At 72.8% G+C, this 25,255-nt stretch carries 26 protein-coding genes and 1 tRNA gene; 10 read left to right on the top strand and 17 right to left on the bottom strand.

Annotated elements, in window-relative coordinates; translation table 11 throughout:
* The first annotated feature begins 1 nt into the window (after position 1).
* The 6 genes from ngg to ABT008_RS11260 all read left to right on the top strand — a co-directional run bounded on the left by ngg (position 2) and on the right by ABT008_RS11260 (position 6,328).
* A complete protein-coding gene (gene ngg, locus ABT008_RS11235) occupies positions 2–1,897 on the top strand; it encodes an N-acetylglutaminylglutamine synthetase (protein ID WP_350695658.1) in 1,896 nt (631 codons plus the stop codon).
* Positions 1,894–3,084 (top strand): osmoprotectant NAGGN system M42 family peptidase, encoded by a 1,191-nt coding sequence (locus tag ABT008_RS11240; RefSeq protein WP_350695659.1) that lies wholly within the window; start codon positions 1,894–1,896, stop codon positions 3,082–3,084. Before ngg ends, ABT008_RS11240 begins: the two co-directional genes overlap by 4 nt.
* A gap of 334 nt (positions 3,085–3,418) precedes the next feature.
* Entirely contained in the window at positions 3,419–4,348 is a 930-nt protein-coding gene (locus ABT008_RS11245; RefSeq protein WP_350695661.1) for a ribonuclease Z, read from the top strand.
* Positions 4,345–4,854 (top strand): GNAT family N-acetyltransferase, encoded by a 510-nt coding sequence (locus ABT008_RS11250; protein WP_350695662.1) that lies wholly within the window; start codon positions 4,345–4,347, stop codon positions 4,852–4,854. Before ABT008_RS11245 ends, ABT008_RS11250 begins: the two co-directional genes overlap by 4 nt.
* A gap of 219 nt (positions 4,855–5,073) precedes the next feature.
* Complete coding sequence (locus tag ABT008_RS11255; RefSeq protein WP_350695664.1) at positions 5,074–5,904, top strand: isocitrate lyase/PEP mutase family protein; 831 nt, start codon at positions 5,074–5,076, stop codon at positions 5,902–5,904.
* Positions 5,905–6,001: 97 nt separating this feature from the next.
* Positions 6,002–6,328, top strand: coding sequence for a DUF6506 family protein (locus tag ABT008_RS11260; protein WP_350695665.1), 327 nt, complete (start codon positions 6,002–6,004; stop codon positions 6,326–6,328).
* A 120-nt stretch (positions 6,329–6,448) separates the two neighbouring features.
* On the opposite strand, the gene ABT008_RS11265 is transcribed toward ABT008_RS11260, so the two are convergent.
* Positions 6,449–7,819, bottom strand: a complete 1,371-nt coding sequence (locus tag ABT008_RS11265) for a cystathionine beta-synthase (protein ID WP_350695667.1) — start codon at positions 7,817–7,819, stop codon at positions 6,449–6,451.
* 81 nt (positions 7,820–7,900) lie between these two features.
* Positions 7,901–8,257: a YkvA family protein gene (locus ABT008_RS11270; RefSeq protein ID WP_350695669.1), complete on the bottom strand. Its 357-nt coding sequence runs from the start codon at positions 8,255–8,257 to the stop codon at positions 7,901–7,903.
* A 162-nt stretch (positions 8,258–8,419) separates the two neighbouring features.
* Between ABT008_RS11270 and ABT008_RS11275 the strand changes: the two genes are divergently transcribed.
* The 3 genes from ABT008_RS11275 to ABT008_RS11285 all read left to right on the top strand — a co-directional run bounded on the left by ABT008_RS11275 (position 8,420) and on the right by ABT008_RS11285 (position 11,673).
* Entirely contained in the window at positions 8,420–9,472 is a 1,053-nt protein-coding gene (locus tag ABT008_RS11275) for an SGNH/GDSL hydrolase family protein (protein WP_350695670.1), read from the top strand.
* A gap of 61 nt (positions 9,473–9,533) precedes the next feature.
* Positions 9,534–10,325, top strand: coding sequence for an SGNH/GDSL hydrolase family protein (locus ABT008_RS11280; protein WP_350695671.1), 792 nt, complete (start codon positions 9,534–9,536; stop codon positions 10,323–10,325).
* An 88-nt stretch (positions 10,326–10,413) separates the two neighbouring features.
* Positions 10,414–11,673, top strand: a complete 1,260-nt coding sequence (locus ABT008_RS11285) for an acetyl-CoA C-acetyltransferase (RefSeq protein ID WP_350695673.1) — start codon at positions 10,414–10,416, stop codon at positions 11,671–11,673.
* Here ABT008_RS11285 and ABT008_RS11290 read toward each other — a convergent pair whose 3' ends face one another.
* The 3 genes from ABT008_RS11290 to ABT008_RS11300 all read right to left on the bottom strand — a co-directional run bounded on the left by ABT008_RS11290 (position 11,674) and on the right by ABT008_RS11300 (position 13,166).
* Positions 11,674–12,006 carry a hypothetical protein gene (locus ABT008_RS11290; RefSeq protein WP_350695674.1) on the bottom strand — a complete coding sequence of 111 codons (333 nt, stop codon included), beginning with the start codon at positions 12,004–12,006 and terminating at the stop codon, positions 11,674–11,676.
* Between the two features lie 139 nt (positions 12,007–12,145).
* Positions 12,146–12,982 carry a Bax inhibitor-1/YccA family protein gene (locus tag ABT008_RS11295; protein ID WP_350695676.1) on the bottom strand — a complete coding sequence of 279 codons (837 nt, stop codon included), beginning with the start codon at positions 12,980–12,982 and terminating at the stop codon, positions 12,146–12,148.
* Between the two features lie 103 nt (positions 12,983–13,085).
* Positions 13,086–13,166 (bottom strand) — tRNA-Leu (locus ABT008_RS11300).
* A 101-nt stretch (positions 13,167–13,267) separates the two neighbouring features.
* Between ABT008_RS11300 and ABT008_RS11305 the strand changes: the two genes are divergently transcribed.
* Positions 13,268–15,097 carry a hypothetical protein gene (locus tag ABT008_RS11305; RefSeq protein ID WP_350695678.1) on the top strand — a complete coding sequence of 610 codons (1,830 nt, stop codon included), beginning with the start codon at positions 13,268–13,270 and terminating at the stop codon, positions 15,095–15,097.
* Positions 15,098–15,133: 36 nt separating this feature from the next.
* On the opposite strand, the gene ABT008_RS11310 is transcribed toward ABT008_RS11305, so the two are convergent.
* The 12 genes from ABT008_RS11310 to ABT008_RS11365 form a co-directional block, all read right to left on the bottom strand.
* The gene (locus tag ABT008_RS11310) at positions 15,134–16,459 is read right to left on the bottom strand and encodes an NAD(P)/FAD-dependent oxidoreductase (protein WP_350695679.1); all 1,326 of its coding nucleotides are present in this window, start codon (positions 16,457–16,459) and stop codon (positions 15,134–15,136) included.
* A 154-nt stretch (positions 16,460–16,613) separates the two neighbouring features.
* Entirely contained in the window at positions 16,614–17,168 is a 555-nt protein-coding gene (locus tag ABT008_RS11315) for a hypothetical protein (RefSeq protein WP_350695681.1), read from the bottom strand.
* Positions 17,165–18,535, bottom strand: coding sequence for a DUF58 domain-containing protein (locus ABT008_RS11320; protein WP_350695683.1), 1,371 nt, complete (start codon positions 18,533–18,535; stop codon positions 17,165–17,167). The genes ABT008_RS11315 and ABT008_RS11320 overlap by 4 nt, the downstream gene beginning before the upstream one ends.
* A 6-nt stretch (positions 18,536–18,541) precedes the next feature.
* Positions 18,542–19,549, bottom strand: a complete 1,008-nt coding sequence (locus tag ABT008_RS11325) for an AAA family ATPase (protein ID WP_350695684.1) — start codon at positions 19,547–19,549, stop codon at positions 18,542–18,544.
* Positions 19,549–20,139: a hypothetical protein gene (locus tag ABT008_RS11330; RefSeq protein ID WP_350695686.1), complete on the bottom strand. Its 591-nt coding sequence runs from the start codon at positions 20,137–20,139 to the stop codon at positions 19,549–19,551. Before ABT008_RS11330 ends, ABT008_RS11325 begins: the two co-directional genes overlap by 1 nt.
* Positions 20,136–20,870 carry a DUF4129 domain-containing protein gene (locus tag ABT008_RS11335; RefSeq protein ID WP_350695687.1) on the bottom strand — a complete coding sequence of 245 codons (735 nt, stop codon included), beginning with the start codon at positions 20,868–20,870 and terminating at the stop codon, positions 20,136–20,138. The genes ABT008_RS11330 and ABT008_RS11335 overlap by 4 nt, the downstream gene beginning before the upstream one ends.
* 78 nt (positions 20,871–20,948) lie before the next feature.
* The gene (locus ABT008_RS11340; protein ID WP_502890402.1) at positions 20,949–21,689 is read right to left on the bottom strand and encodes a uracil-DNA glycosylase; all 741 of its coding nucleotides are present in this window, start codon (positions 21,687–21,689) and stop codon (positions 20,949–20,951) included.
* Positions 21,682–22,368 (bottom strand): dienelactone hydrolase family protein, encoded by a 687-nt coding sequence (locus ABT008_RS11345; RefSeq protein WP_350695688.1) that lies wholly within the window; start codon positions 22,366–22,368, stop codon positions 21,682–21,684. Before ABT008_RS11345 ends, ABT008_RS11340 begins: the two co-directional genes overlap by 8 nt.
* Positions 22,369–22,567: 199 nt before the next feature.
* The gene (locus tag ABT008_RS11350) at positions 22,568–23,068 is read right to left on the bottom strand and encodes an LppU/SCO3897 family protein (protein ID WP_350695689.1); all 501 of its coding nucleotides are present in this window, start codon (positions 23,066–23,068) and stop codon (positions 22,568–22,570) included.
* Between the two features lie 104 nt (positions 23,069–23,172).
* Positions 23,173–24,111 carry a Ppx/GppA phosphatase family protein gene (locus tag ABT008_RS11355; RefSeq protein ID WP_350696168.1) on the bottom strand — a complete coding sequence of 313 codons (939 nt, stop codon included), beginning with the start codon at positions 24,109–24,111 and terminating at the stop codon, positions 23,173–23,175.
* A gap of 53 nt (positions 24,112–24,164) precedes the next feature.
* Positions 24,165–24,698, bottom strand: coding sequence for an amino-acid N-acetyltransferase (locus ABT008_RS11360; protein ID WP_350695691.1), 534 nt, complete (start codon positions 24,696–24,698; stop codon positions 24,165–24,167).
* The gene (locus ABT008_RS11365; RefSeq protein WP_350695693.1) at positions 24,695–25,252 is read right to left on the bottom strand and encodes a DUF501 domain-containing protein; all 558 of its coding nucleotides are present in this window, start codon (positions 25,250–25,252) and stop codon (positions 24,695–24,697) included. The genes ABT008_RS11360 and ABT008_RS11365 overlap by 4 nt, the downstream gene beginning before the upstream one ends.
* Positions 25,253–25,255: the final 3 nt, after the last annotated feature.

Raw genomic sequence — 25,255 nt, forward strand, 5'->3', positions numbered from 1 at the left:
CGTGACCGACACCCTGGCGACCGGGGTGGCCCGGACCGACCGAGGTCGAGGCGCGGGACGACGGTACGAGCGGGTCGGGCCGGGCGGTGATCCGATCGCCGCGAACACCGGCGGCGACGCCACCGACGACGACCGTTCCGGCGGTGACGAGGGCGTCATCCTCGACTGCGGGTGGGGACGGCTGGTCTTCGGCCAGACCTTCGCCGACCAGGCCGCCGTCGCCGACGTGCTGCGCTCCGAGGCGGCCGGAGCCCGGGACATCTGCATCTATCTGCGGGACCCGCACGTGCTGGTGTCCCGGCTGCCCGACGAGCTGTTCATCGACCCGTCGCTGACCTTCCGGCTGCCGCTGGGCGGGGCCCGGTCGGGTCCGCGTCGGGCCGACGGGACGAGCGAGGAGGCCGGTAACGCCGACACCCCGGCCGCCGTGAACGGGCGTGGCGAGCTGCCCGGGGTACGCATCCGCCGGCTGCGCGACGCCGCCGACGCGGACGCGGTCAACCGGATCTACGCGGCCAACGGCATGGTCACCGCCCCGGTGGACATCCTGGTCGACAACGCCGCCACGGACCGTTTCCTGCACCTGGTGGCGGAGGCGGCGACCGGCGAGATCGTCGGCACCATCACCGGCGTCGACCACGTGGCGGTCTTCGACGACCCGGACAACGGGGCCAGCCTCTGGTGCCTCACGGTCGACTTCAACCAGGCGCCGCCCGGCACCGGCCAGGCGCTGATCACCGAGCTGGCCACCCGGCTGGTGGCCCGGGGGCGCGCGTACGTCGACCTCTCCGTGCTCGCCGAGAACGCCGGGGCGATCCGGCTCTATGAGCGGCTCGGCTTCTATCGCACCGCCACGCTCTGCGTGAAGCGGAAGAACCCGATCAACGAGCGGCTGTTCCTGCCGGCCATGCCGGCCGGTTACGACGAGCTCAACCCGTACGCGAAGATCGTCGCCGACGAGGCGATGCGCCGGGGCATCCGGGTGGAGGTGACCGACGCGGCCTGGGGCGAGCTGCGGCTGACCAGCGGCGGCCGGACCATCCTCACCCGGGAGTCGCTCTCCGAGCTGACCTCGGCGGTGGCCATGAGCCGCTGCGACGACAAGCGGGTCACCCGTCGCATCCTGACCGAGGCCGGCCTGTCGGTGCCGCGTGGGCGGACCGCCACCGGTGACGCCGCCGACGCCGAGTTCCTGTCGGAGGTGGGCCACCTGGTGGTCAAGCCGGCCCGTGGCGAACAGGGCAACGGCATCACCGTCGGCGTACGCACCGACGAGACGCTGGCCGCCGCCGTCGAACTGGCCGCCCGGTTCTGTCCCGAGGTGCTGCTGGAGGAGCTGTGCACCGGTGAGGACCTGCGCGTCGTGATGATCGACCACGAGGTGGTGGCCGCCGCCGTACGCCGACCCGCCTCGATCACCGGCGACGGCGTGCACGACATCACCGAGCTGATCGCGCGGCAGAGCCGGCGTCGGGCCGCCGCCACGGGTGGTGAGTCCCGCATCCCGCTCGACGAGATGACCCGGGACGTGGTCGCCGAGGCCGGGTACGCGCTCACCGACGTCCTGCCCGAGGGTCTGGTGCTGGCCGTGCGCCGGACCGCGAACCTGCACACCGGGGGCACCATCCACGACGTCACCGGGGAGCTGCACCCGATGATCGCGGAGGCGTGCGTGGCGGCCAGTCGGGCGCTGGACATCCCGGTCACCGGGCTCGACCTGCTGGTACCCGCCCCGGACCGGCCGGAACACGTCTTCATCGAGGCCAACGAGCGGCCGGGGCTGGCCAACCACGAGCCCCAGCCGACCGCCGAACGCTTCGTGGACCTGCTTTTCCCCGGGACTCGGGCACCGCAACGGCTGTGGACCCCGGCCGGTGCGGCACCATCTGGGGCATGACCGTACGCAAGACCACTCCGCTCCCCATCGACCTCGACTATCTGCGTCAGGTGATGGTCGAGCTGTTGGACATCCCGAGCCCGTCGGGGCGCACCGACCACGTGCAGCAGTACGTCGGCGAGCGCCTGTCGGCGCTCGGCATCCCGTCGACGCTGACTCGCCGGGGCGCGCTCAGCGCCTGCCTGCCCGGCCCCCGGGAGACCGGGGCGGACCGGGCGATCGTGGTACACACCGACACCATCGGCGGGATGGTCAAGCGGCTCAAGGAGAACGGTCGGCTGGAGCTGAACCCGATCGGTACGCACAGCGCCCGATTCGCGGAGGGCGCGCACGTCCGGGTCTTCACCGACGACCTGGACCGGGTGGTCACCGGTCAGGTGCTGCCGCTCAAGGCCAGCGGGCACCGCTACAACGAGGCGGTGGACGAGCAGGGCATCGGCTGGGATCAGGTCGAGGTACGCATCGACGAGCCGGTGGAGGACATCGCCGGGCTGCGGGCGCTCGGCATAGACGCGGGGGACTTCGTGGCGTTCCTGCCCAACCCGACGGTCACGCCCAGCGGCTACGTCAAGTCGCGGCACCTGGACGACAAGGCCGGCGTGGCGGCGGTGCTGGCGGCGATGAAGGCGATGGTCGACGCGGGGGTGAAGCCCGCCGTCACCGCGCACCTGCTGGTCACCGTGACCGAGGAGATCGGCCACGGCGCGTCGCACGGGCTCGACCCGGACGTGGCCGAGATCGTCTCGGTGGACGCGGCCGTGGTCGCCCCCGGGCAGCAGTCCCGGGAGAACGCCGCCACCCTGGCGATGGGCGACGGGGTGGGGCCGTTCGACTACCACCTGACCCGGAACCTCGCGGCGATCGCCCGTGAACACGACGTCGACCTGGTCCGCGACGTCTTCGACTACTACCGCTCGGACGTGGCGGCGGCGGTCGAGGCAGGCGCCCACGCGCGGGTGGCTTTGCTCGGCTTCGGCGTCGACGCCACCCACGGGCACGAGCGCACCCACCTGGACGGGCTGCACCATCTGGCCCAGTTGCTCTGCCTCTATCTCCAGAGCGACCTGGTGTTCCCCGAGTGGGACGCCGAACCGGAGGGTGACCTGGCCGACTTCCCCTCGCTGGCGGTGCAGCCGGCCAGCGCGGACGGCCCCCGCAAGGGCCCGATCGGCATCTCCCAGGACTGACCGGGACGCCCGGCACGGCCCGCCCCGACGGATGTGATCGAAATCCGTTGCCGGTGCGGCCGCCGCTGGATAACGTGGCGGTACACGTGAAAGGAGGTGGTCCAGACTTGTATAGCAATCGGACTCGTGAGGTGGCTGTCCGCTAGCCGCTGTCCTCGACAGTGACCGTCTGTTCGCAGGCGGGCAGTAACAAGCGTCGAGACCGTGTGGCAGCGGTGCGGCGAATCCACGACAAGCCACCCGACCCCCGGGGTGCCGACTCAGTCCAGTCGGCCCGCGCCAGCGCGGACACCCCGGGGGTCGCCCTTTGTCCGGGTCAGCCCAGGAGGTCGCCGTGTCGATGCGCGAGCTGGTGGTGCTGGGGACGGCCAGTCAGGCACCGACCCGGGCCCGCAACCACAACGGGTACGTGCTCCGCTGGGACGACGAGGTGATCCTCTTCGACCCAGGCGAGGGCAGCCAGCGGCAACTGCTGCACACCACGGTCACCGCCACCGACCTGACCCGGATCTGCGTCACCCACTTCCACGGCGACCACTGCCTCGGCCTGCCCGGCACCATCCAGCGCCTCTCCCTGGACCGGGTCTCACGGCCGGTGGCGGTGCACTTCCCCGCCGAGGGCGCCGAGTACTTCGCCCGCCTGCGGCACGCCAGCTCCTTCCACGAGACCGCCGAGCTGGCCGTCACCCCGATCGAGGCGGACGGGCAGCGCATCGCGCTGCACTGCGGCACGCTGGAGGCCCGCCGACTGCGGCACCCCGTCGACACGTACGGGTATCGGCTGGTGGAGCCGGACGGCTGCCGGATGCTCCCGGAGAAGCTGGCCGCGTACGGCGTCGACGGGCCGGCGGTCGGCGAGTTGCAGCGCGTCGGCCACCTCGACCGGGACGGGCGTCGCGTCACCCGGGAGGAGGTGAGCGTGCCCCGCCCCGGGCAGCGGTTCGCCTTCGTGATGGACACCGGCCTCTGCGACGGCGTGTACGCGCTGGCCGACCAGGCCGACCTGCTGGTGATCGAGTCGACGTTCCTGGAGTCGGAGGCGGCACTCGCCGCCGAGGTCGGGCACCTCACCGCCGGCCAGGCCGCGCGGGTGGCGGCCGAGTCGGGGGTACGCCGGCTCGTGCTGACCCACTTCTCCCAGCGCTACGCCGACCCGCTCCGCTTCGCCGAGGAGGCGCGCCGGCACTTCGACGGGGATCTGGTGATCGCGGAGGATCTGACCACGGTTCAGGTGCCGCCCCGCCGGGTACCCTCGGCTGAGTGACTGTCACGCTGCGTGCCGCAACCGTCGACGACCTGATGGCGGTGGGCCGGCTCCACCAGCGTTCGCGGGTCGCCGCGTACTCGTCGTTCCTGCCGCCGGAGGCGTTGGCCGACCCGACGCCGGAGGCCCTGGGTGCGTACTGGGCGGCCCGGTGGCCGTACGAGCGGGCCGACCACCGGATGACGGTGGCCGAGCGGGACGGCCGGCTGGCCGGCTTCAGCTATCTCGGCCCGGACGACGAGGGCGAAGCGGCGGTCGGGCTGCTGCACGCCATCCACCTGGACCCGGCCGAACGCGGCCGGGGCATCGGCCGCGCGTTGATGGTCGACGCGCTGGACGACATGCGGGCGCGCGGCTGGCAACGCGCGATGCTCTGGGTGATGCGGGACAACACCCACGCCCGCCGCTTCTACGAGCGCGGCGACTGGCAGCCGACCGGCGTCGAGCGGGACGAGGTCGTCGGCCCCGTCACCACCCCCCAGCTCCGCTACGCCCGCGACCTGTAGGGAACAGTCCGTGCCGGCAGTCGACCTCGCGGATCGGCCGCTGCCCGACCAACACAATCCGGTACCCGCAGGTCGCAGGCCGTCTCGACGTACAGGTCCAGAAACCGCCAGCCCCACGCCCCGCAGGTCGGCAGACTCTGACCTGCGCTGCCACGCGGCCGTCCCCGGCGAGGCGCGGCCCGAGCAGGCAGCCGAGTTCGACGTGAGAAGAGGATCGGTATGACAGACCCGTTGCTGGTCGAGAAGGCACGGACCCTGCGGGCACTGCACGACGCCCCGGTCCTGGTGGTGCCGAACGTGTGGGACGCCGCCAGCGCAGCGTTGGTGGCGGAGGCCGGCGCGGCCGTCATCGCGACGACGAGCGGTGGTGTCGCCTGGTCGCTGGGGCATACCGACGGTGAGGGCCTCACCCGAGCGGAGATGGCCGACGCGGTGCGCCGCATCGCTGCCACCGTCCGCGTCCCGGTGACCGCCGACGTCGAGGGTGGGTACGGACCCGAGCCCGAGGACGTGGCCGCCACGGTACGAGCCGTGGTGGCGGCCGGCGCTGTCGGGATCAACCTTGAGGACGCCCGGGCCTCCGACGGGACGCTGTTCCCGGCGTCGGTGCAGGCGCGGCGGATCGAGGCCGCGCGGGACGCCGCCGAGGAGGTCGGCCTGCCGGACTTCTTCCTCAACATTCGCACGGACGTGTATCTGCGGCAGGTCGGGGCTCCGGACGGGCGCCTGGCGGACGTGCGGGCGCGGGCCGACCAGTATGCGAAGGCCGGTGCCGACGGCCTGTTCGTGCCCGGGTTGCTGGACCTGGACGCGCTGGCGTCGCTGGCTGCCTCGACCTCCCTGCCGGTGAACGCGATGGGCGGCCCGGGTGGACCCACCGTGGCCGAACTGGCCGAGGCGGGCGTGCGGCGGGTCAGCGTCGGCACGGGGATCGCCCAGGCGGCCTACGGGTTGGCCAAGCAGGCGGCCCGGGAACTGCTGGAGTCGGGCACCTACCGCACGCTGGACCAGTCGGTCAGCTACCCCGAGATCGACGCGCTGTTCGCCTAGTCGATCGGTTGCGTCGTCGGCTTGACCTCAAGTCCAGATCAACTTCTATGGTCAGAACTCGTTCGACGTCCCCTGATCGACGAGGAGGAATCGTCTCATGACGGTTGCCTGGGCATACATCTACGAGCATCCGGGGAGCGACCCCGCCGACGACCGGGTCGTGCTCGACCGCGACGGCCAGCGCACCTACCTCGTGCCCGTGCCGGACCCGTCGATGGCCCCTGCCGTGGCGGCGGACCTGGTGGCCGAGGGGGTCGCGCTGATCGAACTCTGCGGCGGTTTCGCGCTGCCGGCGGCGGCACGGGTGGCCGAGGCCGTCGGCGGGCGGGTGCCCGTCGGCCACGTCACCTTCGCGGTGGACTCGGTGCGCGGCGCGGCGCGGTACGGCGACCTGTTCGAGGCCGACCAGCCCCAGGCCGGCTGACCGCCGCACCCGCGAGCCGAAGCCGTCGACTGTCGTCCCGATGTCCAGCGGGTGGGCGGCCAGGCAGCGTGATGATCGTTGGCTGGCCGCCCAATCGCTGATCGGGCCCTCTTCTGTGCCTCAGCGGGCACCGAGGTGGGCGAGCAGGTCCTGGCGGGTGAGGACGCCCTTGGGCTTGCCGTCGATCAGCACCAGCGCGGCGTCGGACTTCTCCAGCAGGTTCACCGCCTCGCTGACCGGCTGGCCACCACCGATCATCGGCAGCGCCGGCCCCATGTGCCGCTCGATCGTGTCGTGCAGTTGGGCCTGGCCGGTGAAGAGCGCGTCCAGCAGGTCCTTCTCGGCGATCGAGCCGGCCACCTCGCCGGTCACCACCGGCGGCTCGGCCTTGAGCACCGGGAGCTGCGAGACGCCGTACTCGCGCATGTAGTCGACCGCGTCGCGGACCGTCTCGGTGGGGTGCACGTGGACCAGCTCGGGAAGCTGACCGGGCTTGGCGGCCAGCGCCTGCGCCACGGTCGGCTCGGAGCCGGAGTTGTCCAGGAAGCCGTAGCGGGCCATCCAGGCGTCGTTGAAGATCTTGGACAGGTAGCCCCGGCCACCGTCCGGCAGCAGCACCACGACCACGTCGTCCGGCCCGGCGGCGCGGGCCACCTCCAGTGCCGCCACCGCCGCCATCCCGCAGGAGCCGCCGACCAGCAGCCCCTCCTCGCGGGCCAGCCGCCGGGTCATCTCGAAGGACTGCTTGTCCGACACCTCGATGATCTCGTCGGCCACGTCCCGGTCGTAGGTCTCCGGCCAGAAGTCCTCACCGACCCCCTCGACCAGGTACGGCCGGCCGGTGCCGCCGGAGTAGACCGAGCCCTCCGGGTCCGCGCCGATGACCTTGACCTTGCCGCCGGACGCCTCCTTCAGGTAGCGCCCGATGCCGGAGATGGTGCCGCCGGTGCCGACGCCCGCGACGAAGTGCGTGATCCGGCCCTCGGTCTGCTTCCACAGCTCCGGCCCGGTGGTCTCGTAGTGCGAGCGGGGGTTGGCCGGGTTGGCGTACTGGTTGGGCTTCCAGGCGCCGGGGATCTCCCGGGCCAGCCGGTCGGAGACGTTGTAGTACGAGCGGGGGTCCTCGGGCGCGACGGCGGTCGGGCAGACGACCACCTCGGCGCCGTACGCCCGCAGCACGTCCTGCTTGTCCTGGCTGACCTTGTCGGGGCAGACGAACACGCACCGGTAGCCCTTGAGCTGCGCCACCAGGGCCAGCCCGACACCGGTGTTGCCGCTGGTCGGCTCGACGATGGTGCCACCGGGCCGGAGGATGCCGGCGGCCTCGGCGTCCTCGACCATCCGCACCGCGATCCGGTCCTTGACCGAGCCGCCGGGGTTGAGGTACTCCACCTTCGCCAGCACGGTCGCCTGGATGCCCTCGGCGACGGTACGCAGACGCACCAGCGGGGTGTTGCCGATCATCTCGACGACGTTGTCGTAGTACTGCACCTCGTTGTGCCCTTTCCTCCGGCGCCGGCGCCGGAGGCCGGGCGGGTGATCGCGTGATTCCCGCGCCCAGGGTACGTCGGGTCAGGGCACCACGTGCCCCGGGATCACGGAGCCGCCCCGCGCCTCCCACTCCAGGAAACGCTCGGTCTCGGCCAGCACCGCGCCGGCCAACCAGGTCACCATGACCGCGTCGTCGATCAGCCCGAACACCGTCAGGAACATCTCCGGTACGGCGTCGATCGGCGAGACGATGTAGGCCGTGGCCGCCGTCATCATGGCCAGCCGCAGGCCGCCGTCGTACTGGCCGCGGGCGGTGGCCGAGATCATCCTGGGCAGCGCCCCGATCCGCGCGCCGATCGACGGACCGCCCCGGGCACCGGCCGTCAGCGCCCGGGCCAGGGCGACGAACGCCGCACCCCGTTTCAACGTCTTAGCCATCGTCGTGCTCCTCTCCACCGTGCAGCGTGACGGCCCGGCGCAACCTCCACGATCCGTCACACGACACCGCAGCGCCAAGTACCCAGATCGGTCGTTTTCCAGGCATCCGTGCAGAGTCCTCGACGACAGCGAGCCGTCGTACCCGCGCGCTAGTGTCGCCTCATGGGGGTGGTTGATTCCGTCGTCTCGGAGCGTCCGCGCTGGCAGCGCGCGCGGCGGGTGGCCCGGCTCGCGGCCATCGGCACCGGCGCCTCGGTGGCCGCCGCGGTGGCCACCACCGGAGTGTTGTTCGGCCAGGCCCGGCAGGCCCGGCGGACCATCCCGATGGCCGAGGCGCCACCTCCGCGCTGCGACGGGGTCTACGGTGCGAAGTTCCCGGGTACGCCGATCACCGTGGTCGTGCTCGGCGACTCCTCGGCCGCCGGCTACGGCGTGCACCGCCGCCGCGAGACGCCCGGTGCGCTGCTGGCGACCGGCCTGTCCCGGCGGCTGCGACGGCCGGTCCGGCTGCACCGCTTCGCCGTGGTCGGCGCCATCTCGGCGGGCCTGCGCTTCCAGGTCGAGGCGGCCCTGGAGTGCAATCCCGACGTCGCGGTGATCCTCATCGGCGCCAACGACGTGACCAACCGGACGCCGCCCGCCCTGGCCATCCGCCATCTCGCCGAGGGGGTCCGCGCACTACGGGCGGCCGGGGCCGAGGTGGTCGTCGGCACCTGTCCCGACCTGGGGGCGATCCGGCCGATCCAGCCGCCGCTGCGGTGGCTGGCCCGGCGGTGGAGCCGGCAGCTCGCCGCCGCCCAGACCGTCGCGGTCGTGTCGGCGGGCGGCTGGACGGTCTCCCTCGGTGACCTGCTCGGTCCCCGGTTCGACGCCGAGCCGGGGCGGATGTTCGCCTGGGACCGGTTCCACCCGTCCGCCGAGGGTTACGCGGCCGCCGCCGCGGCCCTGTTGCCCACGGTGGTCTCCGCGCTCTCGCAGGGCGCCGAACGCGGGCCTTCGCGCGCGCGCCCGGAAGGCGTACGGTCATTGCCGAAGGCCGCTCAGAAAGCGGCCCAGCACCCGGGGACGGAGGTCAGCGGCACGCAGGTCCGCGGTAGGGATAGCGGGCCGGCCGGCCGGTGGGCACAGCTTCGCCGCCGGGGCTTCTTCGGGGGCGGCGCGACGCCACAGCCGGCCTCCGCGATCGACTCACCCGCAGTGGAGGGACTCAGATGATCGAGCGGATCAGGCCGCAGCACGGGCCACGGTGTGCCGGTACGCGCCTGGGAGCGACACGATGACCGGGCTCTCTCCCGGTGCCCGGGTCGCCCGCACCGCCGCCGTCTCCCTGCTCGCCAGCACGCTCGGTGGTGCCGCCGTCCTGGCCGGACAGGCCGTGGCGGCGCGCAACCGCCGGTACGCCCAGCCGGAGCTGGGGCTCGCGTTGCGGGCCACGGTCGGCCGCAGCGACGCGCCGGTGCTGCGGCTGGTGCTGCTCGGCGACTCCTCGGCGCTCGGCGTCGGAGTCGACCGGCTGGGCGACACCATCGGCGGTCAACTGGCCGAGTTGCTCGCCGAGGGGCCCGCCGGGCGGCAGGTGCACCTGTCCAGCGTCGGCGTCTCCGGTTCCCGTTCGACCGACCTGGCCACCCAGGTGGCCCGAGCGCTGCTCGGCGAGCGGCCGGACGTCGCGGTCATCCTGGTCGGCGCGAACGACGTGACCAGCATGCGCCGCCCGGCCGACGCCGCCGCCTACCTCGGGGCGGCCGTGCACCGGCTGCGCCAGGCGGGCGTGGAGGTCGTCGTCGGCACCTGCCCGGACCTGGGCGCGGTACGCGCGATCGCCCCTCCCCTGCGTCAGGTCGTCGGCCTGGTGGGGCGCTGGGTGGCGCGGGCGCAGACCGGCGCGGTCCTGGACGCCGGTGGCACGGTCGTCGACCTGGCCACCGAGACCGGTCCGGTGTTCCGGGCCGACGCGGGCACGTTCTGCCACGACGGCTACCACCCCTCGGCGGACGGCTACCGGGTCTGGGCGCACGCACTGCTGCCGGCCGTGGTCGCCGCAGCGGCGGTGACGCCTCGCCGCTGACCTGGGTCGATCGGCAGCCCCGGCGGGGTGACATTTCCCGACTGCGGAAAACTTCCGCTGCAAGTTACCGCCGAGTTAGCGTGTGCCCATGCCGATTGAGTCGTCCCGCGACGCCGTGATCGTCGCCACCGCCCGCTCCCCCATCGGCCGGGCCCACAAGGGTTCCCTCCGTGATGTCCGGCCGGACGACCTCGCCGCCACCATCGTGCAGGCCGCCCTGGACAAGATCCCCCAACTCGACCCACGCGAGATCGACGACCTCTATCTGGGGTGCGGTCTGCCCGGCGGCGAGCAGGGCTTCAACATGGCCCGGGTGGTGGCCGTGCTGATGGGCCTCGACGGCCTACCCGGCGCCACGACCACCCGCTACTGCGCCTCGTCCCTGCAGACCACCCGGATGGCGATGCACGCGATCCGCGCCGGTGAGGGCGACGTCTTCGTCTCCGCCGGTGTCGAGACCGTCTCCCGCTACGCCCGGGGCAACTCCGACGTCCTGCCCCCGGAGGCACAGGCCCTGCTGGGACGCTGGGAGAACCCCCGGTTCGCCGAGGCGCGGGACCGCTCCAAGAGCCGTACGGAGGCCGGCACCCCGGTCTGGACCGACCCCCGTGAGGAGGGCGCGCTGCCCGACGTCTACCTGGCCATGGGGCAGACCGCCGAGAACCTGGCCCAGGTGCACGACGTCAGCCGCGCCGACATGGACGCCTTCGGCGTCCGCAGCCAGAACCTGGCGGAGAAGGCGATCGCCGACGGCTTCTGGGCCCGCGAGATCACCCCGGTCACCACGCCGGACGGCACCGTGGTCTCCGCCGACGACGGCCCGCGTGCCGGGGTGACGCTGGAGGCGGTCTCCGCGCTCAAGCCGGTGTTCCGGCCGGACGGGCGGATCACCGCAGGCAACTGCTGCCCGCTCAACGACGGGGCCGCCGCCGTGGTCGTGATGAGCGCCCAGCGGGCCGAGGAGTTGGGGGTGACCCCGTTGGCCCGGATCGTCTCGACCGGCGTCACCGCGCTCTCGCCGGAGATCATGGGGCTCGGTCCGGTCGAGGCCAGCCGGCAGGCGCTGGCGCGGGCCGGCATGACCATCGACGACGTCGACCTGGTGGAGATCAACGAGGCGTTCGCGGCTCAGGTGATCCCGTCGTACCGGCAGCTCGGCATCCCCGAGGAGAAGCTGAACGTGGCCGGCGGCGCGATCGCGGTCGGCCACCCCTTCGGGATGACCGGTGCCCGGATCACCGGCACGCTGCTGAACGCGTTGCAGTGGCACGACAAGACCATCGGCCTGGAGACCATGTGCGTCGGCGGCGGGCAGGGCATGGCGATGGTCCTCGAACGCCTGAACTGACTAGAGCGCGGTGCGGGTCGCGGCCACCTCGGTCGCGGCCCGCGCCAGCGTCTCCTCGGGCGGGCCGGCGGCCAGCAGGTCGGCGGCGACCACCCGGAGCTGGTCGGGCAGGACGAGATCGTTGTCGAGCCGGGGCACGCTGCGCCGCGGCTGCCCCTCCGCGTCGGCGGCCAGGTTGGCGATCTCCTGCACCAACCGGTGCACCAGGTCCGCCCGGGACACGTTGCCTCGGGAGGCGGGGGCCGCCCAGCGGGGGTGCTGCCAGTGCCCCACCTGCCGCACCAGCAGTTCCACGCCTCGCCCCACCTCGTCCCGCCCCTGCGAATCGCCCATCCCCGCACTGTACGCACCGGCCCGGAGCCGGCGATCATGGCCGCCGTCGACGGCTGCGGCCCGGGCGACGGGGGTGGCTTCGAACGACGGCGCCCGCCCCGGGTGGGGCGGGCGCCGGTCGGTCGCTGGGCGGCGATGGTCAGTCGTCGCCTTGGAAGTAGCTCAGCAGGCGCAGCATCTCGATGTAGAGCCAGATCAGGCTGACCAGGATGCCGAAGGCGGCGACCCAGGAGTAGCGCTGCGGCAGGCCCATCCGGACGCCGTCCTCGACCTCCTTGAAGCTGAGGATGAAGCTCAGCGAGGCGACCACGATGCAGACGATGCTGAACCCGATGGCCAGCGGGCTGCCGTCACGCAGACCGGTGTTCACACCGAACATCGCCAGCACCAGGTTGATCAGCATGACGGCGAAGAGACCCGCCATCACGGCGACCATGCCCTTGACGAACTTCGGCGTCGCCCGGATGACCTTCGCCCGGTAGAGCATGGTCATCACGAAGAAGACACCGAAGGTGGCGGTCACCGCCTGGATCACGATGCCGTCGTACAGCGACTCGAAGAACTTGCTCACCGCGCCGACGAGCACACCCTGGACCACCGCGTACGCGACGACCAGAGCCGGGTTCGCCATCTTGGAGAACGAGATGATCATGCCGAGCACGAGGCCCACGACGGCGGCACCGATCCAGGCGACGCCGAGCAGCGCGTCGGGCACCATCACCCAGGCCGCCGCGCCGGTCACACCGACGATGGCCAGGAGCATGACGGTCTTGACCACCACGTCGTCGATCGACATGGGGGTGACCGCCGGCGGCGCGGACGGGTAACCCGGCGCACCGGGGTAACCGGCCTGCGGCGGGTACTGCTGCTGGGGGTATCCGGGCTGTCCGTACGGCCCGGTCGGGGCGTACCCGGCGGCACGCTCCCGCTCGGCCGCCTGACCGAGCCGGGCGAGCACCGGGTTCGAAGTCTTCACTCTCTGGCCTCCCTAAGGGGGTCGTGGCACGTCAACGCGCGCTACAAGAGTAAACGGCCGGAGCAGCGCCATGTCGATCGGAATGCTGAGGGAACCCTGAGAGTGCCCGGGGCGGGGGTCGAACCCGCACGCCTTGCGGCAGCCGCTTTTAAGGCGGCCGTGTCTGCCGTTCCACCACCCGGGCGGGTGACCCCGACGCGAAGACACGCGTGGTGCAGTGCCACGGTAGCGGGTTCCCGCTCGCTGCGGCGTCCCGCGCGGAGCACCCGCACTAGGGTCGAGGCCGTGAGCAGCGCCGCACCCACCGCACGCGAAAACGGCGTGTCCGAGCGGGCGATCCGCACCACCGATCGGGTACGCCTGCCACTCCGGGCCCGGCTGGTGGCGGCCGTCACGCGGCACCCGGCCGACCTGCTGGTGGGGCTGGTGTTCGTGGTGCTGGCGGGCTGGCTGACGCACGGGCTCTGGCCCGACCCGACGGGCCGGGTGCTCGCCCTCAACCCCGAGGACCAGGTCCTCTACGAGTGGTTCCTGACCGTGGACGCGCGGGCCCTGCTGGGCGACTTCGGGCTGCACACCGACCGGCTCAACGCCCCGGACGGGGTGAACCTGATGGCGAACACCTCGGTCATCGCCCTCGGCCTGCTGTTCGCACCGGTCACCCTCGCGTTCGGCGCGCCGGTCACCTTCGCCCTGCTCGCCGCCGGCAACCTGGCCGCCACCGCGACCGCCTGGTACCTGCTGTTCGCCCGAGTGCTGCGCGTCCACCGCCTGGCGGCCGTCCTGGGCGGCGCGCTGTGCGGCTTCGGCCCCGGGATGGTCTCCCAGACCAACAGCCACCTGCACATGACCGCCCAGTGGCTGCTGCCGGTCGTGGTCTGGCTGGTGGTGCGCCTGCTCCGGGCCGCCGACGGCACCGGGCGCGCCGGGCCGGACCGGCGGCGGCTGGTGACCTCCGCCGTGGCGCTCGCCGTCGTGGTCTGCGTCCAGGTGTTCGTCGGCGAGGAGGTGCTCTTCCTCGCCACCGTCACCCTGCTGGTGATGGCGGCGACCGTGGCCGCCGCGGACCGGGACCTGACCCGCCGCGCGCTGCCCGCCTTCGTCGGCGGGATGGCGCTCGCCACCGGCCTGGCCCTGCTGGTGCTCGCCCGCCCGCTGTGGCTCCAGTTCGCCGGGCCGCTCGGCGTCGCCGACGGCATGTTCAGCCCGCACTACTTCTCGGCGGACCTGCGGAGCTGGTGGGCGGTCTCGCCGCTGACCCTGCTCGGTGACGAACGCTCGGCCGAGCTGACCACCGGGCCGGCGGAGTACAACACCTTCCTGGGCTGGCCCCTGCTGGTGGTCACCGCCGGGTGTGCGCTCTGGCAGCGGCGTCGCCCGCTGGTGTTGGCCTGCCTCGCCGGCATCCTGGTGATGGGTACGCTCTCGCTCGGCCCGGAGGTGATCCACGCGGGCGAGAGCACCGGCCTGCCCGGGCCGTACGCGTTGCTGGCCGGGCTGCCGGTGGTGGACGGTGCGCTGCCGATGCGTTTCGCCCTGGCGGTGCCGCCGCTGGCGGCGACGATCCTGGTGGTCGCGCTGGACCGGGCGCTGCGCGCGGGGCGGCGCGCCCGGCGGATGGCGCTGGTGACGGCCGGTGTGGTGCTCCTGCCACTGGTCCCGACGCCGCTGCCCACCGCCGCGCGCACGCCGGTGCCCGAGTTCGTCACCGCCGGGCACTGGCGGACCTGCGTCGAACCGGGCGGGGTGTTGGTGCCGGTGCCGGTGGCGACGCCGAAGGACCCATGGCCGATGCGATGGTCGACGGCGACCGACGCCGCGTTCGGCATGCCGGAGGGCTTCTTCATCGGCCCGCACGGCCGGGGCGGCAGCGCCGCGATGGGGGTGGCCCCACGGCCCACGGCCGCACTGCTCGCCGAGGTGAGCCGGAGCGGCCTACGCCCGGTGGTCGGCGAGAACCAGCGCCGCCGGGCCGCCGAGGACGTACGGCACTGGGGTGCCTCCTGCGTGGTGCTGGCGGTCGCCACCGCGCACGCGGACAGCCTGCGGCTGACCCTGGAGGCGCTCTACGGGCCGTCGACCCGGGTGGCCGACGCCTGGATCTGGCGGGTCTGAGCCCGCGCGGCCGGTGGGCCGCGCGGGCTCGGACCACTACGCCTTGGAGCCCGGGTAGGACGCCTCGGCGAACTCCTCGCGCGGGTCGTGCAACTGACCGAGGGCGACCACCTCACGCTTGAGGAAGAACGCCAACGTCCAGTCGACCACCACCCGGACCTTGCGGTTGAACGAGGGGATACGGCTCATGTGGTACGTCCGGTGCATGAACCAGGCCGGCCAGCCGGTCATCTTGACGCCGTAGACCTGGGCCACGCCCTTGTGCAGGCCGAGGCTGGCCACGCTGCCGGCGTGCTTGTGCTTGTAGTCGACCGGCTGCCCGCCCCGGACCACGGCGGCGATGTTGTCGGCCATCCGCTGGGCCTGGCGTACCGCGTGCTGGGCGCTCGGCGAGCAGAAGTTGCCCGGCGGCTTGGTCAGGTCCGGTACGGCGGCGCAGTCCCCGGCGCTCCAGGCGCCCTCGACCACCCGGTCACCGTCGACCACCTGGAGGGTGGGCCGGCAGGTGACCCGACGCCGCTCGTCGCGGGGGAAGTCGGTGGCGTCCAGCATCGGCGCCGGCTTCACGCCCGCCGTCCAGACGATGGTGTCCGAGCTGAAGCTGTCCCCGTCGGAGAGCTTCACCACCCCGTCGACGCAGGACTCCAGGCGGGTGTCCAGCCGGATGTCCATGTCCCGCTTCAGCAACTGCTGCACGGTGTAGGCACCCATGTCCCGGTCGACCTCGGGAAGGACCCGTTGGGTGGCCTCGACCAGCACCCACCGCATGTCCGACGCCGTCAGCTCGGGGTAGTACTTCAGCGCGTGCCGGGCCATGTCCTCCATCTCGGCGAGCGCCTCGATGCCGGCGTACCCGCCGCCGACGAAGACGAAGGTGAGGGCGCGGCGCCGGACCTCCGGGTCGGTCGTCGCGGCCGCCACGTCCAACTGCTCCAACACGTGGTTGCGCAGATAGATGGCCTCGCCGATGGTCTTGAACCCGATGCCGTGCTCGTGCAGGCCGGGGATGGGCAGGGTCCGGGAGACCGAACCCGGTGCGACCACGACGTGGTCGTACGCGATCTCCCGTGGCGGGCCGATGATCGGCTGCACGGTGGCGGTCTTGCGGTCGTGCTCGATGCGGGTCACCGCACCGGCCACCACCGTGCACTTCCGCAACTCGCGACGCAGCGGCACCACGGAGTGTCGCGGAGAGATGTTCCCTCCCGACGCCTCGGGGAGGAACGGCTGGTAGGTCATGTGCGGCTGCGGGTCGACGACGATGACCTCGGCCTCACGGGAGCTGAGCTTCTTCGACAGGCGCAGGGCCGCGTAGAGCCCGACGTGCCCGGCACCCACCACAAGGATCCGCTTCGGATTCACGCTTACATCTTTCCCGTGCCAGCGCCGGTAACCCCGCTCGCGGCACCCTTCTGTGACCGAGCACAACCTCAGTGTGACCCGCGCTACCGCAGGGACGAAACCGGACGAATCACAGCGGCACCGCAGGCCCCGGCGATCCCGTCCGAACCGCCGTTCACCTGCGTCGCAGCAGCCAGGCCAGCATCGCGGTCAACCCGACGACCACCAGCAGACCGGCGATCGTGACCGGCATCCGTCCGGTGCCGTCGCTGCCGACCCGGGCCAACTCGACCAGCAGTACCCCGAGGACCGACGTGGCGAGCACCACTGCGCCCGCCCGTGTGAGCCAACGCACGATCAGATCCGGGTCCACCGCCGCGTCGTACGGCAGCAGTGCCGCCAGTGCGGTCAGCGTGTGCGCGAGATAGAGCAGCGCCGCCACGACCAGCAGCCGCCACAGCGCGATCGGCCGCTCGTGCAGGTCGGTGGCGAGCACCCAGCCGGCGACCGTGACCAGCGCGGCGAAGCTCGGCCAGAACCGGTGCGGTGACACTGCGGGCGCCACCGCGACCACGGCCAGCGCGCCGAGCGTCTGCCCCTGGAGCATCTGGACGGGGTACGACAGCAGCAACCCGGCGAACGTGACGAGGAAGACGCCGAAGCGCACCAGGATCGGGGCCAGGGTGATCCGGCCGGCCGCCGTGCGTACCGCCTTGAGCCGTGCGATCACCGGCCACCCACCCGGGGTGCGGTGGCCAGCCGGGCCACGTCCCGCAGCACCTGGTCGAGGCTGCCCGCACCGGCCCAGGGCACCACCGGCACCCCGTGTTCGCGGAGCTGGGCCATCATCGTCTCCCGGTCCAGCCGCCACAGCCGGTACGCCACCTCGGCCCAGCCCCGGTCGGTCGGCGGGGTCAGGTCGGCCGGCAGGGTGTCCACCGCGACCACGAACCGCCCCGAGCGGGCCAGCCGGGCCAGCATCTGCGCCGACCGCTCCTCCAGCAGCGGCGTGAGGACCACCACCAGCGCGTCGGCGGAGAGCACCTGCGGCCCGAACACCTGGTCGTAGGGCTCGTGCGGGGAGGACTGCGCCTTCACGTCCAGCAGCCACTCCAGGACGGTCAGATACTGGCGACGCCCGGTGGCCGGGCGCAGGCGTCGGGCGCTCGGGCCGTACTCCAGCAACGACACCCGGTCGCCCCGGTGCAGGTAGTGCTCGGCGATGGCGGCGGCGGCCCGGACCGTGGTGTCCAGCACCGAGGCGGTGCCGGCGATCCCGCCGGAGCGGCCCGCCTCGGCGAGCACGTCGAGCAGCACGACCACCTCGGCGTCCCGGTCGGAGAGGGTGGACGCCACGTGCAGTTGCCGGGCCCGCAGCGACACCCGCCAGTCGATGCGGCGCAGCCGGTCGCCGGGGGCGAACACGCGGACACCGGCCAGCTCGCCGCCCTCGCCGGGCCGACGCGAATGGTGCGCGCCGACCAGGCCGGCGGCCCGGGGCATCGCCTCGACCGCGTCGAACGGCTCGGTCTTCGGGTACACCTTGGACCTGATCGGCTCGGCGTAGACCGCACGGGAGGTCAGCAGGCCCTGCGCGGCGGCGACCCGGGCACCGGCCGGGCCGATCCGGTGCCGTCCCCACCGCAACGCGGTGCCGGAGAGCTCCAGGTCGACTGCGGTGTCCGGGGCGACCGAGGTGACGAACGGCCGGTCGGTCGGAGAGGACCGCCGGCCGGCGGGCGCGTCGCCACCGGCGAGGGCCGCCCGGGTCACCCGCAGCCACGGCGAGACCCGGGTACGCAGCACCGCCACGTCGTACGGCACGGTGCCCGGGTTGCCGACGCTGACCGTGCCGCTCACCTCACCGCCCTCCACCAGGTGCGCCTCGTCGGCACTGATCCACACCTGGGGCAGCTCGGTCGGTCGGCGGCGCAGCGCGTACGCGGTGCCGAGCGCGAACGGGACGGCCAGCACGACCAGGTCGACCCGGCCCAACAGCACTGCGGCGGCCAGCAGCAGGCCGGTGAGCAGCACCGCGCGGCCGAGCGCCGCAGTCGGCGTCCAGCTCGGCGGGGCCGGTCGGTCCGGAGCGGTCACGACGGGTCAGTGTCCCGGTCCACCGGCGGCGTAACTGGGCAGCGCGCCACTGGCCGGCGCGGGAGTGCCGTCGAGGACCTCGCCGACGACGAAGGATGGGTCGACCCGGCGGAGCCACATCTCCGGCCGCAGCGTGATCCGGTGCGCCAACGCCGGTGCCGCGACGTCCTTGACGTCCTCCGGCACCACGTAGTCCCGGCCGGAGAGCACGGCCCGCACCCGGGCCAGCAGCAGCAGTGCCAGCGAGCCACGCGGCGAGGCACCGACCAGCACCGACGGGTGTTCCCGGGTGGCCGCGGTCAACGACACGATGTACCGGCCGACCGAGTCCTCCACCACCACGTCCTCCAGCGCCGCCTGCATGGCGCGCAGCGTGGCGGCGTCCACGACCGGTTTGATCTCGGCCTCCTCGCGGCGGCGGGCCATCCGCCGACGCAGCACCTCCCACTCCTCCTCGTGCTCCGGGTACCCGAACGACACCCGCAGCAGGAAACGGTCCAGCTGCGCCTCCGGCAGCGGATAGGTGCCCTCGTACTCGATCGGGTTGGCGGTGGCGAGCACGTGGAAGGGCTCGTCCAGGCGGTAGGTGACCCCCTCGACCGAGACCTGCTTCTCCTGCATCGCCTCCAGCAGGGCGGACTGGGTCTTCGGCGGCGTCCGGTTGATCTCGTCGGCCAGCAGCAGGTTGGTGAAGACCGGGCCGGCCCGGAAGGTGAAGTCGCCGCTGCGCTGGTCGTAGAGGAACGAGCCGGTGACGTCGGCGGGCAGCAGATCCGGGGTGAACTGGAGCCGGCGGAAGTCCAGCCCGAGCGCCTGGGCGAACGACCGCGCGGTGAGCGTCTTGCCCAGGCCGGGCAGGTCCTCCAGGAGCACGTGTCCACCGGCGAGGATGCCGGCGAGGACCAGCTCCAGCGAGTCCCGCTTGCCGACCACGACCTGGCCCACCGCGTCCAACACCGCCCGGGCGAGGCGGCCGACCTCGGCGGGGGGCATCGTCTGGCCGACGTCGTTCATCAGATCTTCTCCAGTTCGGCGACGATCGCCGCGAGATCGCGCGGCGAAGGGGTACGGCGGGGCGGGGTGTCCAGGAACGTCGACAGTCGCTCGCCCAGCAGGGCCCGGGCCCGGCCGGGATCCGACTCGCGGGTCACGCCGTGCTTGAGCCGGAGCCGCTCGTCGGCCAGCTCGGCGAGGCGGGGCAGGATCACCTGGGAGAAGCGCTCCGGCTGGGTCTTGGACCACTCCAATGGAAGCTCCCACCCGTTGATCGCGGTGCGCAGCGCGTCCCGGGCGTCCCAGTTGTACATCCCGTCCTCCTCGCCGTCCTGCTGCGGCCGCGCCACGGTCTGTCCGGAGCGCGGCGGAGGGGCGAGCGTGGCGACGATGCGGCGTACCGCGAGCACGGTGACCACTCCGGCGACCAGCACCACCAGGGACACCCGCAACCCGACCGCCCGCAGCCCGGCGATCAGGACGACGGTCGCGGCGGCGGTGACGCCGAGGAACCCGAGCAGGCTCCGCAGCCGCCCACCCCGGGGCGGTTCCTGCTGGACCGGCCGTTCCTCCTCGAAGCTGAGCAGGTCGTCGATACTGGTTTTACTCACGCCGTCACCTGGTCGTGCTCGACGGTGGCGGTGAGTTCGCCTCGCAACCGTTGCAGGGCGGCGCGGGCCTGGTCGCGGGTGCGCTCCTCTACCGGGCGGGTCGCGTACCGCGCCTCGCGGTAGACCTGCGCCAGCTCGGCCAGCACGTCGGCGCTGACGATCGCCGGCACGCCGTTGGCGGAGTCGCCGCGCAGCAGCCGGGTGACCAGGTCGGTGGGGGTGTCACCGGCCAGTCGGGGCACCCCGACACCGGCGGCGGCCTCTTCGAGGCGGACCCAACAGGCGATCACCGCGGTTCTCGGGTCGGTGTCCCGGTCGTCCAGGTCGACCAGGCCGGCGTCGACCGCGGCGACCACCTCGCGGGCGGTGCCGGCGGCGCTGCGGCGGGCCGGACGGGCGGGCAGCCGCCGGGTGACCCGGCGGGTCATGCCCCGGATCACCGTCCAGGCGAGGTAGCCGATGACCACGAGCAGGACGAGCCCGAGCAGCGCCAGCGCCACCGTGCCGATCCAGGGTGGGATCTCGGCCCGGGTCTGCTCGGCGGCATCGCGCGGCTCGACCGGGATCGAGGGACGCGGGTCGTCGGTCGGGTACTCCAGGACGAACGGAGCGTCCTGCACGGCCGGCGGGATCCGGCTCGCGCCGATCGACGAGTGCGCGGCGGCCAGCGTGACGACGGCGAGCAGGCCGATCACCGCCGTGACGGGCCACCACTTGCGCAGCAGGTCCACGTCGACCTACCTTCGCTCCACCAGGGCGTACGGCGGGCTCGTCTGCGTCGCGTCCGCCATCTCCACCACCCCGCAGCGTCAGTCCACCCCGGCCAGTTGTTTCGCCCGGGCGAACACATCGTCAAGCATTCCTGGTGTCAGCCGTCCGGTGAAGGTGTTCTGCTGGCTGACGTGATAGCAACCGAGCAGTTCCGGTACGGCCGTGCCGGACCAGTGTGCCCCATGGCCGAACGACGGTCGCGGGCTGGGCGGACGGACGCCGTACACGTGGCGTGCCACCGGCCACCACGCGGCCCAGGCGAAGGCGCCCAGCGCCACCACCACCCGCAACGTCGGTCGGATCAGGTCGACCTCCCGGTGCAGCCAGGGCGCACAGGTGTCCCGCTCGGCCGGGCTCGGCTTGTTGTCCGGCGGGGCGCACCGCACCGCCGCGAAGATCCGGGTGTGTCGCAGGGCCAGCCCGTCGTCGGCGGCCACGCTGGTCGGCTGGTTGGCCAGGCCCGCGCGGTGCAGCGCGGCGAAGAGCACGTCGCCGGAGCGGTCGCCGGTGAAGATCCGTCCGGTGCGGTTGCCGCCGTGTGCGGCCGGGGCCAGCCCGAGGACTGCGATCCGGGCCTCGGGGTCACCGAAGCCGGGTACCGGCCGACCCCAGTACTCCTGGTCGCGGAAGGCGGCGCGTCTGGTCCGCGCCACCTCCTCCCGCCAGGTGACCAGCCGGGGGCAGGCGAAGCAGTCGGCGACGGCCGCGTCGAGGTCGGTCAGGTCGGCCGCCCGCGTGGCGCGGGCGACCACGTCGGCCGGGGTACGCGACTCAGCCAAGCTTGGCCCGGAACAGTTCGAGCGTGCGGGCCCAGGCGCTGGTGGCGGCGCGCAGGTCGAACTTCTCCGGCCGGTCCTCGTTGAAGAAGGCGTGCGCGGTGCCCGGGTAGTCGTGCAACTGGCAGGTGCCACCGGCGTTCTCGATCGCCCGGCGGACCGTCTGGACCCCGGGGTCGGTGGAGGTGCCGTCCGCCTCGGAGCAGTGCACGAGGGCGTCCTTGCCGGCGTAGTCGGTCCACTCCGGACGCATGCCCTCCCAGGGCAGCCGGGGGTAGAACGCGGCGGCGGCGACGATCCGCTCGGAGTGGCTGGCCGCCCAGAGCGCCAGGCTCGCCCCGGCGCAGAAGCCCGCGCAGCCGACCTTTCCGGTCACCTCGGCACGCCCGGCGAGGTAGTCGGCGGCCACCGCGATCTCGCGGGCCGCCTCGTCCATCTGTGGACCGTTCAACAGTCGTCGGGGCTCGCTCGGCTTGCCCGCCGGCTCGCCGTGCCGGAAGTCCGGCGCCAGCGCGACGAAGCCCGCCTCGGCGAAGCGGTCCACCACCGACCGGATCTGCGGCACCAGGCCCCACCAGTCCTGGATGACGATGACCGCAGGGCTGGCCGTGCCACTGGCGGGCACCGCGAGATACCCCTCGCCGGTACCTCCGTCGCCACGGTAAGTAACCATCTCGCCCATCGGCCCATCCTCCTAGCGGTCAGTCATCGTTGGCTGGTCGCCCAGTGGTCGTACGTGTCGGTAGCCTGCCACGCGGTGACCATCGCTAGGAAGATGCGCAAGCAGTGGTGTTCACCTCCCGTTCGCACACCCCGCTCGACACGTCGACGGCGGCACCGGGCCGGTGCCGCCGTCGACGGTGCGGGACCATGCCCTGCCGTCAGGCCTTGCGCGTCAGGCAGAGCAGGTAGCCGGTGGCGCCGGGCTTGACGCTGTAGAAGACGTAGCCGTCTTCGCCCTCCTTGAAGTACGGCTCGCACGCCTCACCGGTGCGGGCCTGGGCCTCGGTCTGGTCGTCGACCCGACCGACCACGTTGTACGCGGCGTCGGTGTCGGTGCAGGCGACCACCTTCGCACCGCTGACCTCGGTCTCCTGCTCGCCGATCGTCTCGGGGAGCTCGGCGATGCAGTCACCGGACTTCGCCTCGGCGGTCTTGTCGGAGTCGAAGAGGCTGGCGAGGCCGAACTTCAGACCGGTGATGACCGCGAACACGACGAGCGCGCCGACGATGCCGATCAGCTTCTTCTTGCCACCGGACTCACGCGCCGGTTCGGTCGGCGGCGCCGACTGTCCCGCCGCCTCTCCGGAGGGCGGTGCCGGCACACTCGACGGGTCCTGCGAAGCATTCGGCGCGGGAGCCGATGCGACCTGCTCTGACACGGTTTGTCCTTCCAGGGTGGATGAGCAGACGACACCGTAAGCGATCACCGATGTCGTCCGTCGCCCCGTGGGCATCAACCGTTCAGCTATTTCCCAGAAGGCACTCAGCCGACCGGAGCGAGGCTCCAGGCGATGCCGTCGAGGATGTCGTGCTCGGAGGCCACCACCGAGTCCATCCCGGCCCGTTCCATGATCACCCGGAGAACGAGCGCGCCCGCACCGATGACGTCGGCCCGGCCCGGGTGCATCACCGGGATCGCCAACCGCTGCTCCCGATTCGCCGCCAGCAGCTCGGCGGTCACCTGCGCCACCCGGTCGTACGACACCCGGGCATGGTGGATGCGGGTCGGGTCGTACCCGGTGAGGCCCTCGGCGATCGCGACCACGGTGGTGACCGACCCGGCGAGCCCGACCAGCGTGGCCGCCTCGCGTCCCGGCACCACCGTCAGCGCGCGGTCGACCGCCACCGCGATGTCGGCCTGCGCGGCGGCGATCTCGTCCAGCCCGGGCGGGTCCCCGTGCAGGTGCCGCTCGGTCATCCGGACGCAGCCGATGTCCATCGAGATCGCCGCGTCGACGCCGCCGTCCCGGCTACCGACCACGAACTCGGTGGAGCCGCCGCCGATGTCCACCACCAGGTACGGCGACCGCGCGTCGGACGGCAGTCCGCGTACCGCGCCGGTGAACGAGAGCCGGGCCTCCTCGTCGCCGCTGACCACCTCGGGCGCCACGCCCAGCGTCTGCTGCACCATGGCCCGGAAGTCGGCGGCGTTCTCCGCGTCCCGGCTGGCCGAGGTGGCGCACATCCGCACCCGCTCGACACCCGACTTCTCGATCTCGGCGGCGTAGTCGACCAGTGCGACCCGGGTCCGCTCGATCGCCTCGGGGGCGAGCCGGCCGGTGGCGTCGACGCCCTGACCCAGCCGGACGATCTCCATCCGCCGGGACACGTCGCGCAGCGGCGCCGAGGGCCCCTCCGACGGGTCGGGCAGGTCGGCGACCAGCAACCGGATCGAGTTGGTGCCACAGTCGATGGCGGCCACACGCGTCGTCACGACGGTCACCCTACAGTGGCGTGCCGACCGGGCACCCGCCCTCAGAGGCGCAGCAGCATCCGGGTGTTGCCCAGCGTGTTCGGCTTGACCCGCTCCAGGTCGAGGAACTCGGCGACGCCCTCGTCGTACGAGCGCAGCAACTGCTCGTAGACGGGGTGCGGCACGGGAGCGCCGTCGATCTCGGTGAAGCCGAACGAGCCGAAGAACCGGGTCTCGAAGGTGAGCACGAAGATCCGCGCGATGCCCAGGTCCCGCGCCGCCTCGATCAGCTCGGCCACGATCCGGTGCCCGATCCGTCGACCCCGGCAGGTCGGGTCGACCGCCACCGTCCGGATCTCGGCCAGGTCCTCCCACATCACGTGCAGCGCGCCGCAGCCCACCACCGCGCCGTCCGCGACCCGGCTGGCGACCCGGAACTCCTGCACGTGCTCGTAGAGCGTGACGGTGGCCTTGCTGAGCAGCCGCCGGTCGTCGGTGTAGGTGTCCACCAGCCGACGGATGGCGCGGACGTCGGCGGTGCGGGCGGGCCGGACCAGGATGTCGTCGGCCCCGTCCGGAGCGGGCTCGCCGCTCACTCGGCGTCCGGCACGTCGACGCACCGGCCCGCCGCCCACCAGGGCTCGACCAGGTCCAGCGTCTCGTCACCGAACGGGTTCACGCCGGGCCCCGCGCCGAGCGCGTGACCGAGGTGGACGTGCAGGCACTTCACCCGGCCGGGCATCCCGCCGGCCGAGATGCCGGCGATCTCGGGGACCTCGGCGATCGAGTCCCGCCGGGCGAGGTAGTCCTCGTGCGCGGCCCGGTAGCGGTCGGCCAACTCCGGATCGGCGGCCAACCGGTCGGCCATCTCCCGCATCAACCCGGCCGACTCCAACCGGCTGCACGCCGCGGTCGCGCGGGGGCAGGTCAGGTAGTAGAGCGTCGGGAAGGGGGTGCCGTCGGCCAGCCGGGGCGTCGTCTCCACCACGTCGGGCAGGCCGCACGGGCAGCGGTGCGCCACCGCCCGGGTGCCGCGCGGCGGGCGTCCGAGCTGCGCGGCCACCGCGGCGAGGTCGGCCTCCGTGGCCGGCTCCCGCTTCGGTGGGGGTACGGAGGCCGCCGCCGGCTCCTGCGGTGGTACGACAGTCACGGT

Source organism: Micromonospora sp. NPDC002389 (genome assembly GCF_040296095.1).
In the GTDB taxonomy this organism is placed as follows: Bacteria; Actinomycetota; Actinomycetes; order Mycobacteriales; family Micromonosporaceae; genus Micromonospora.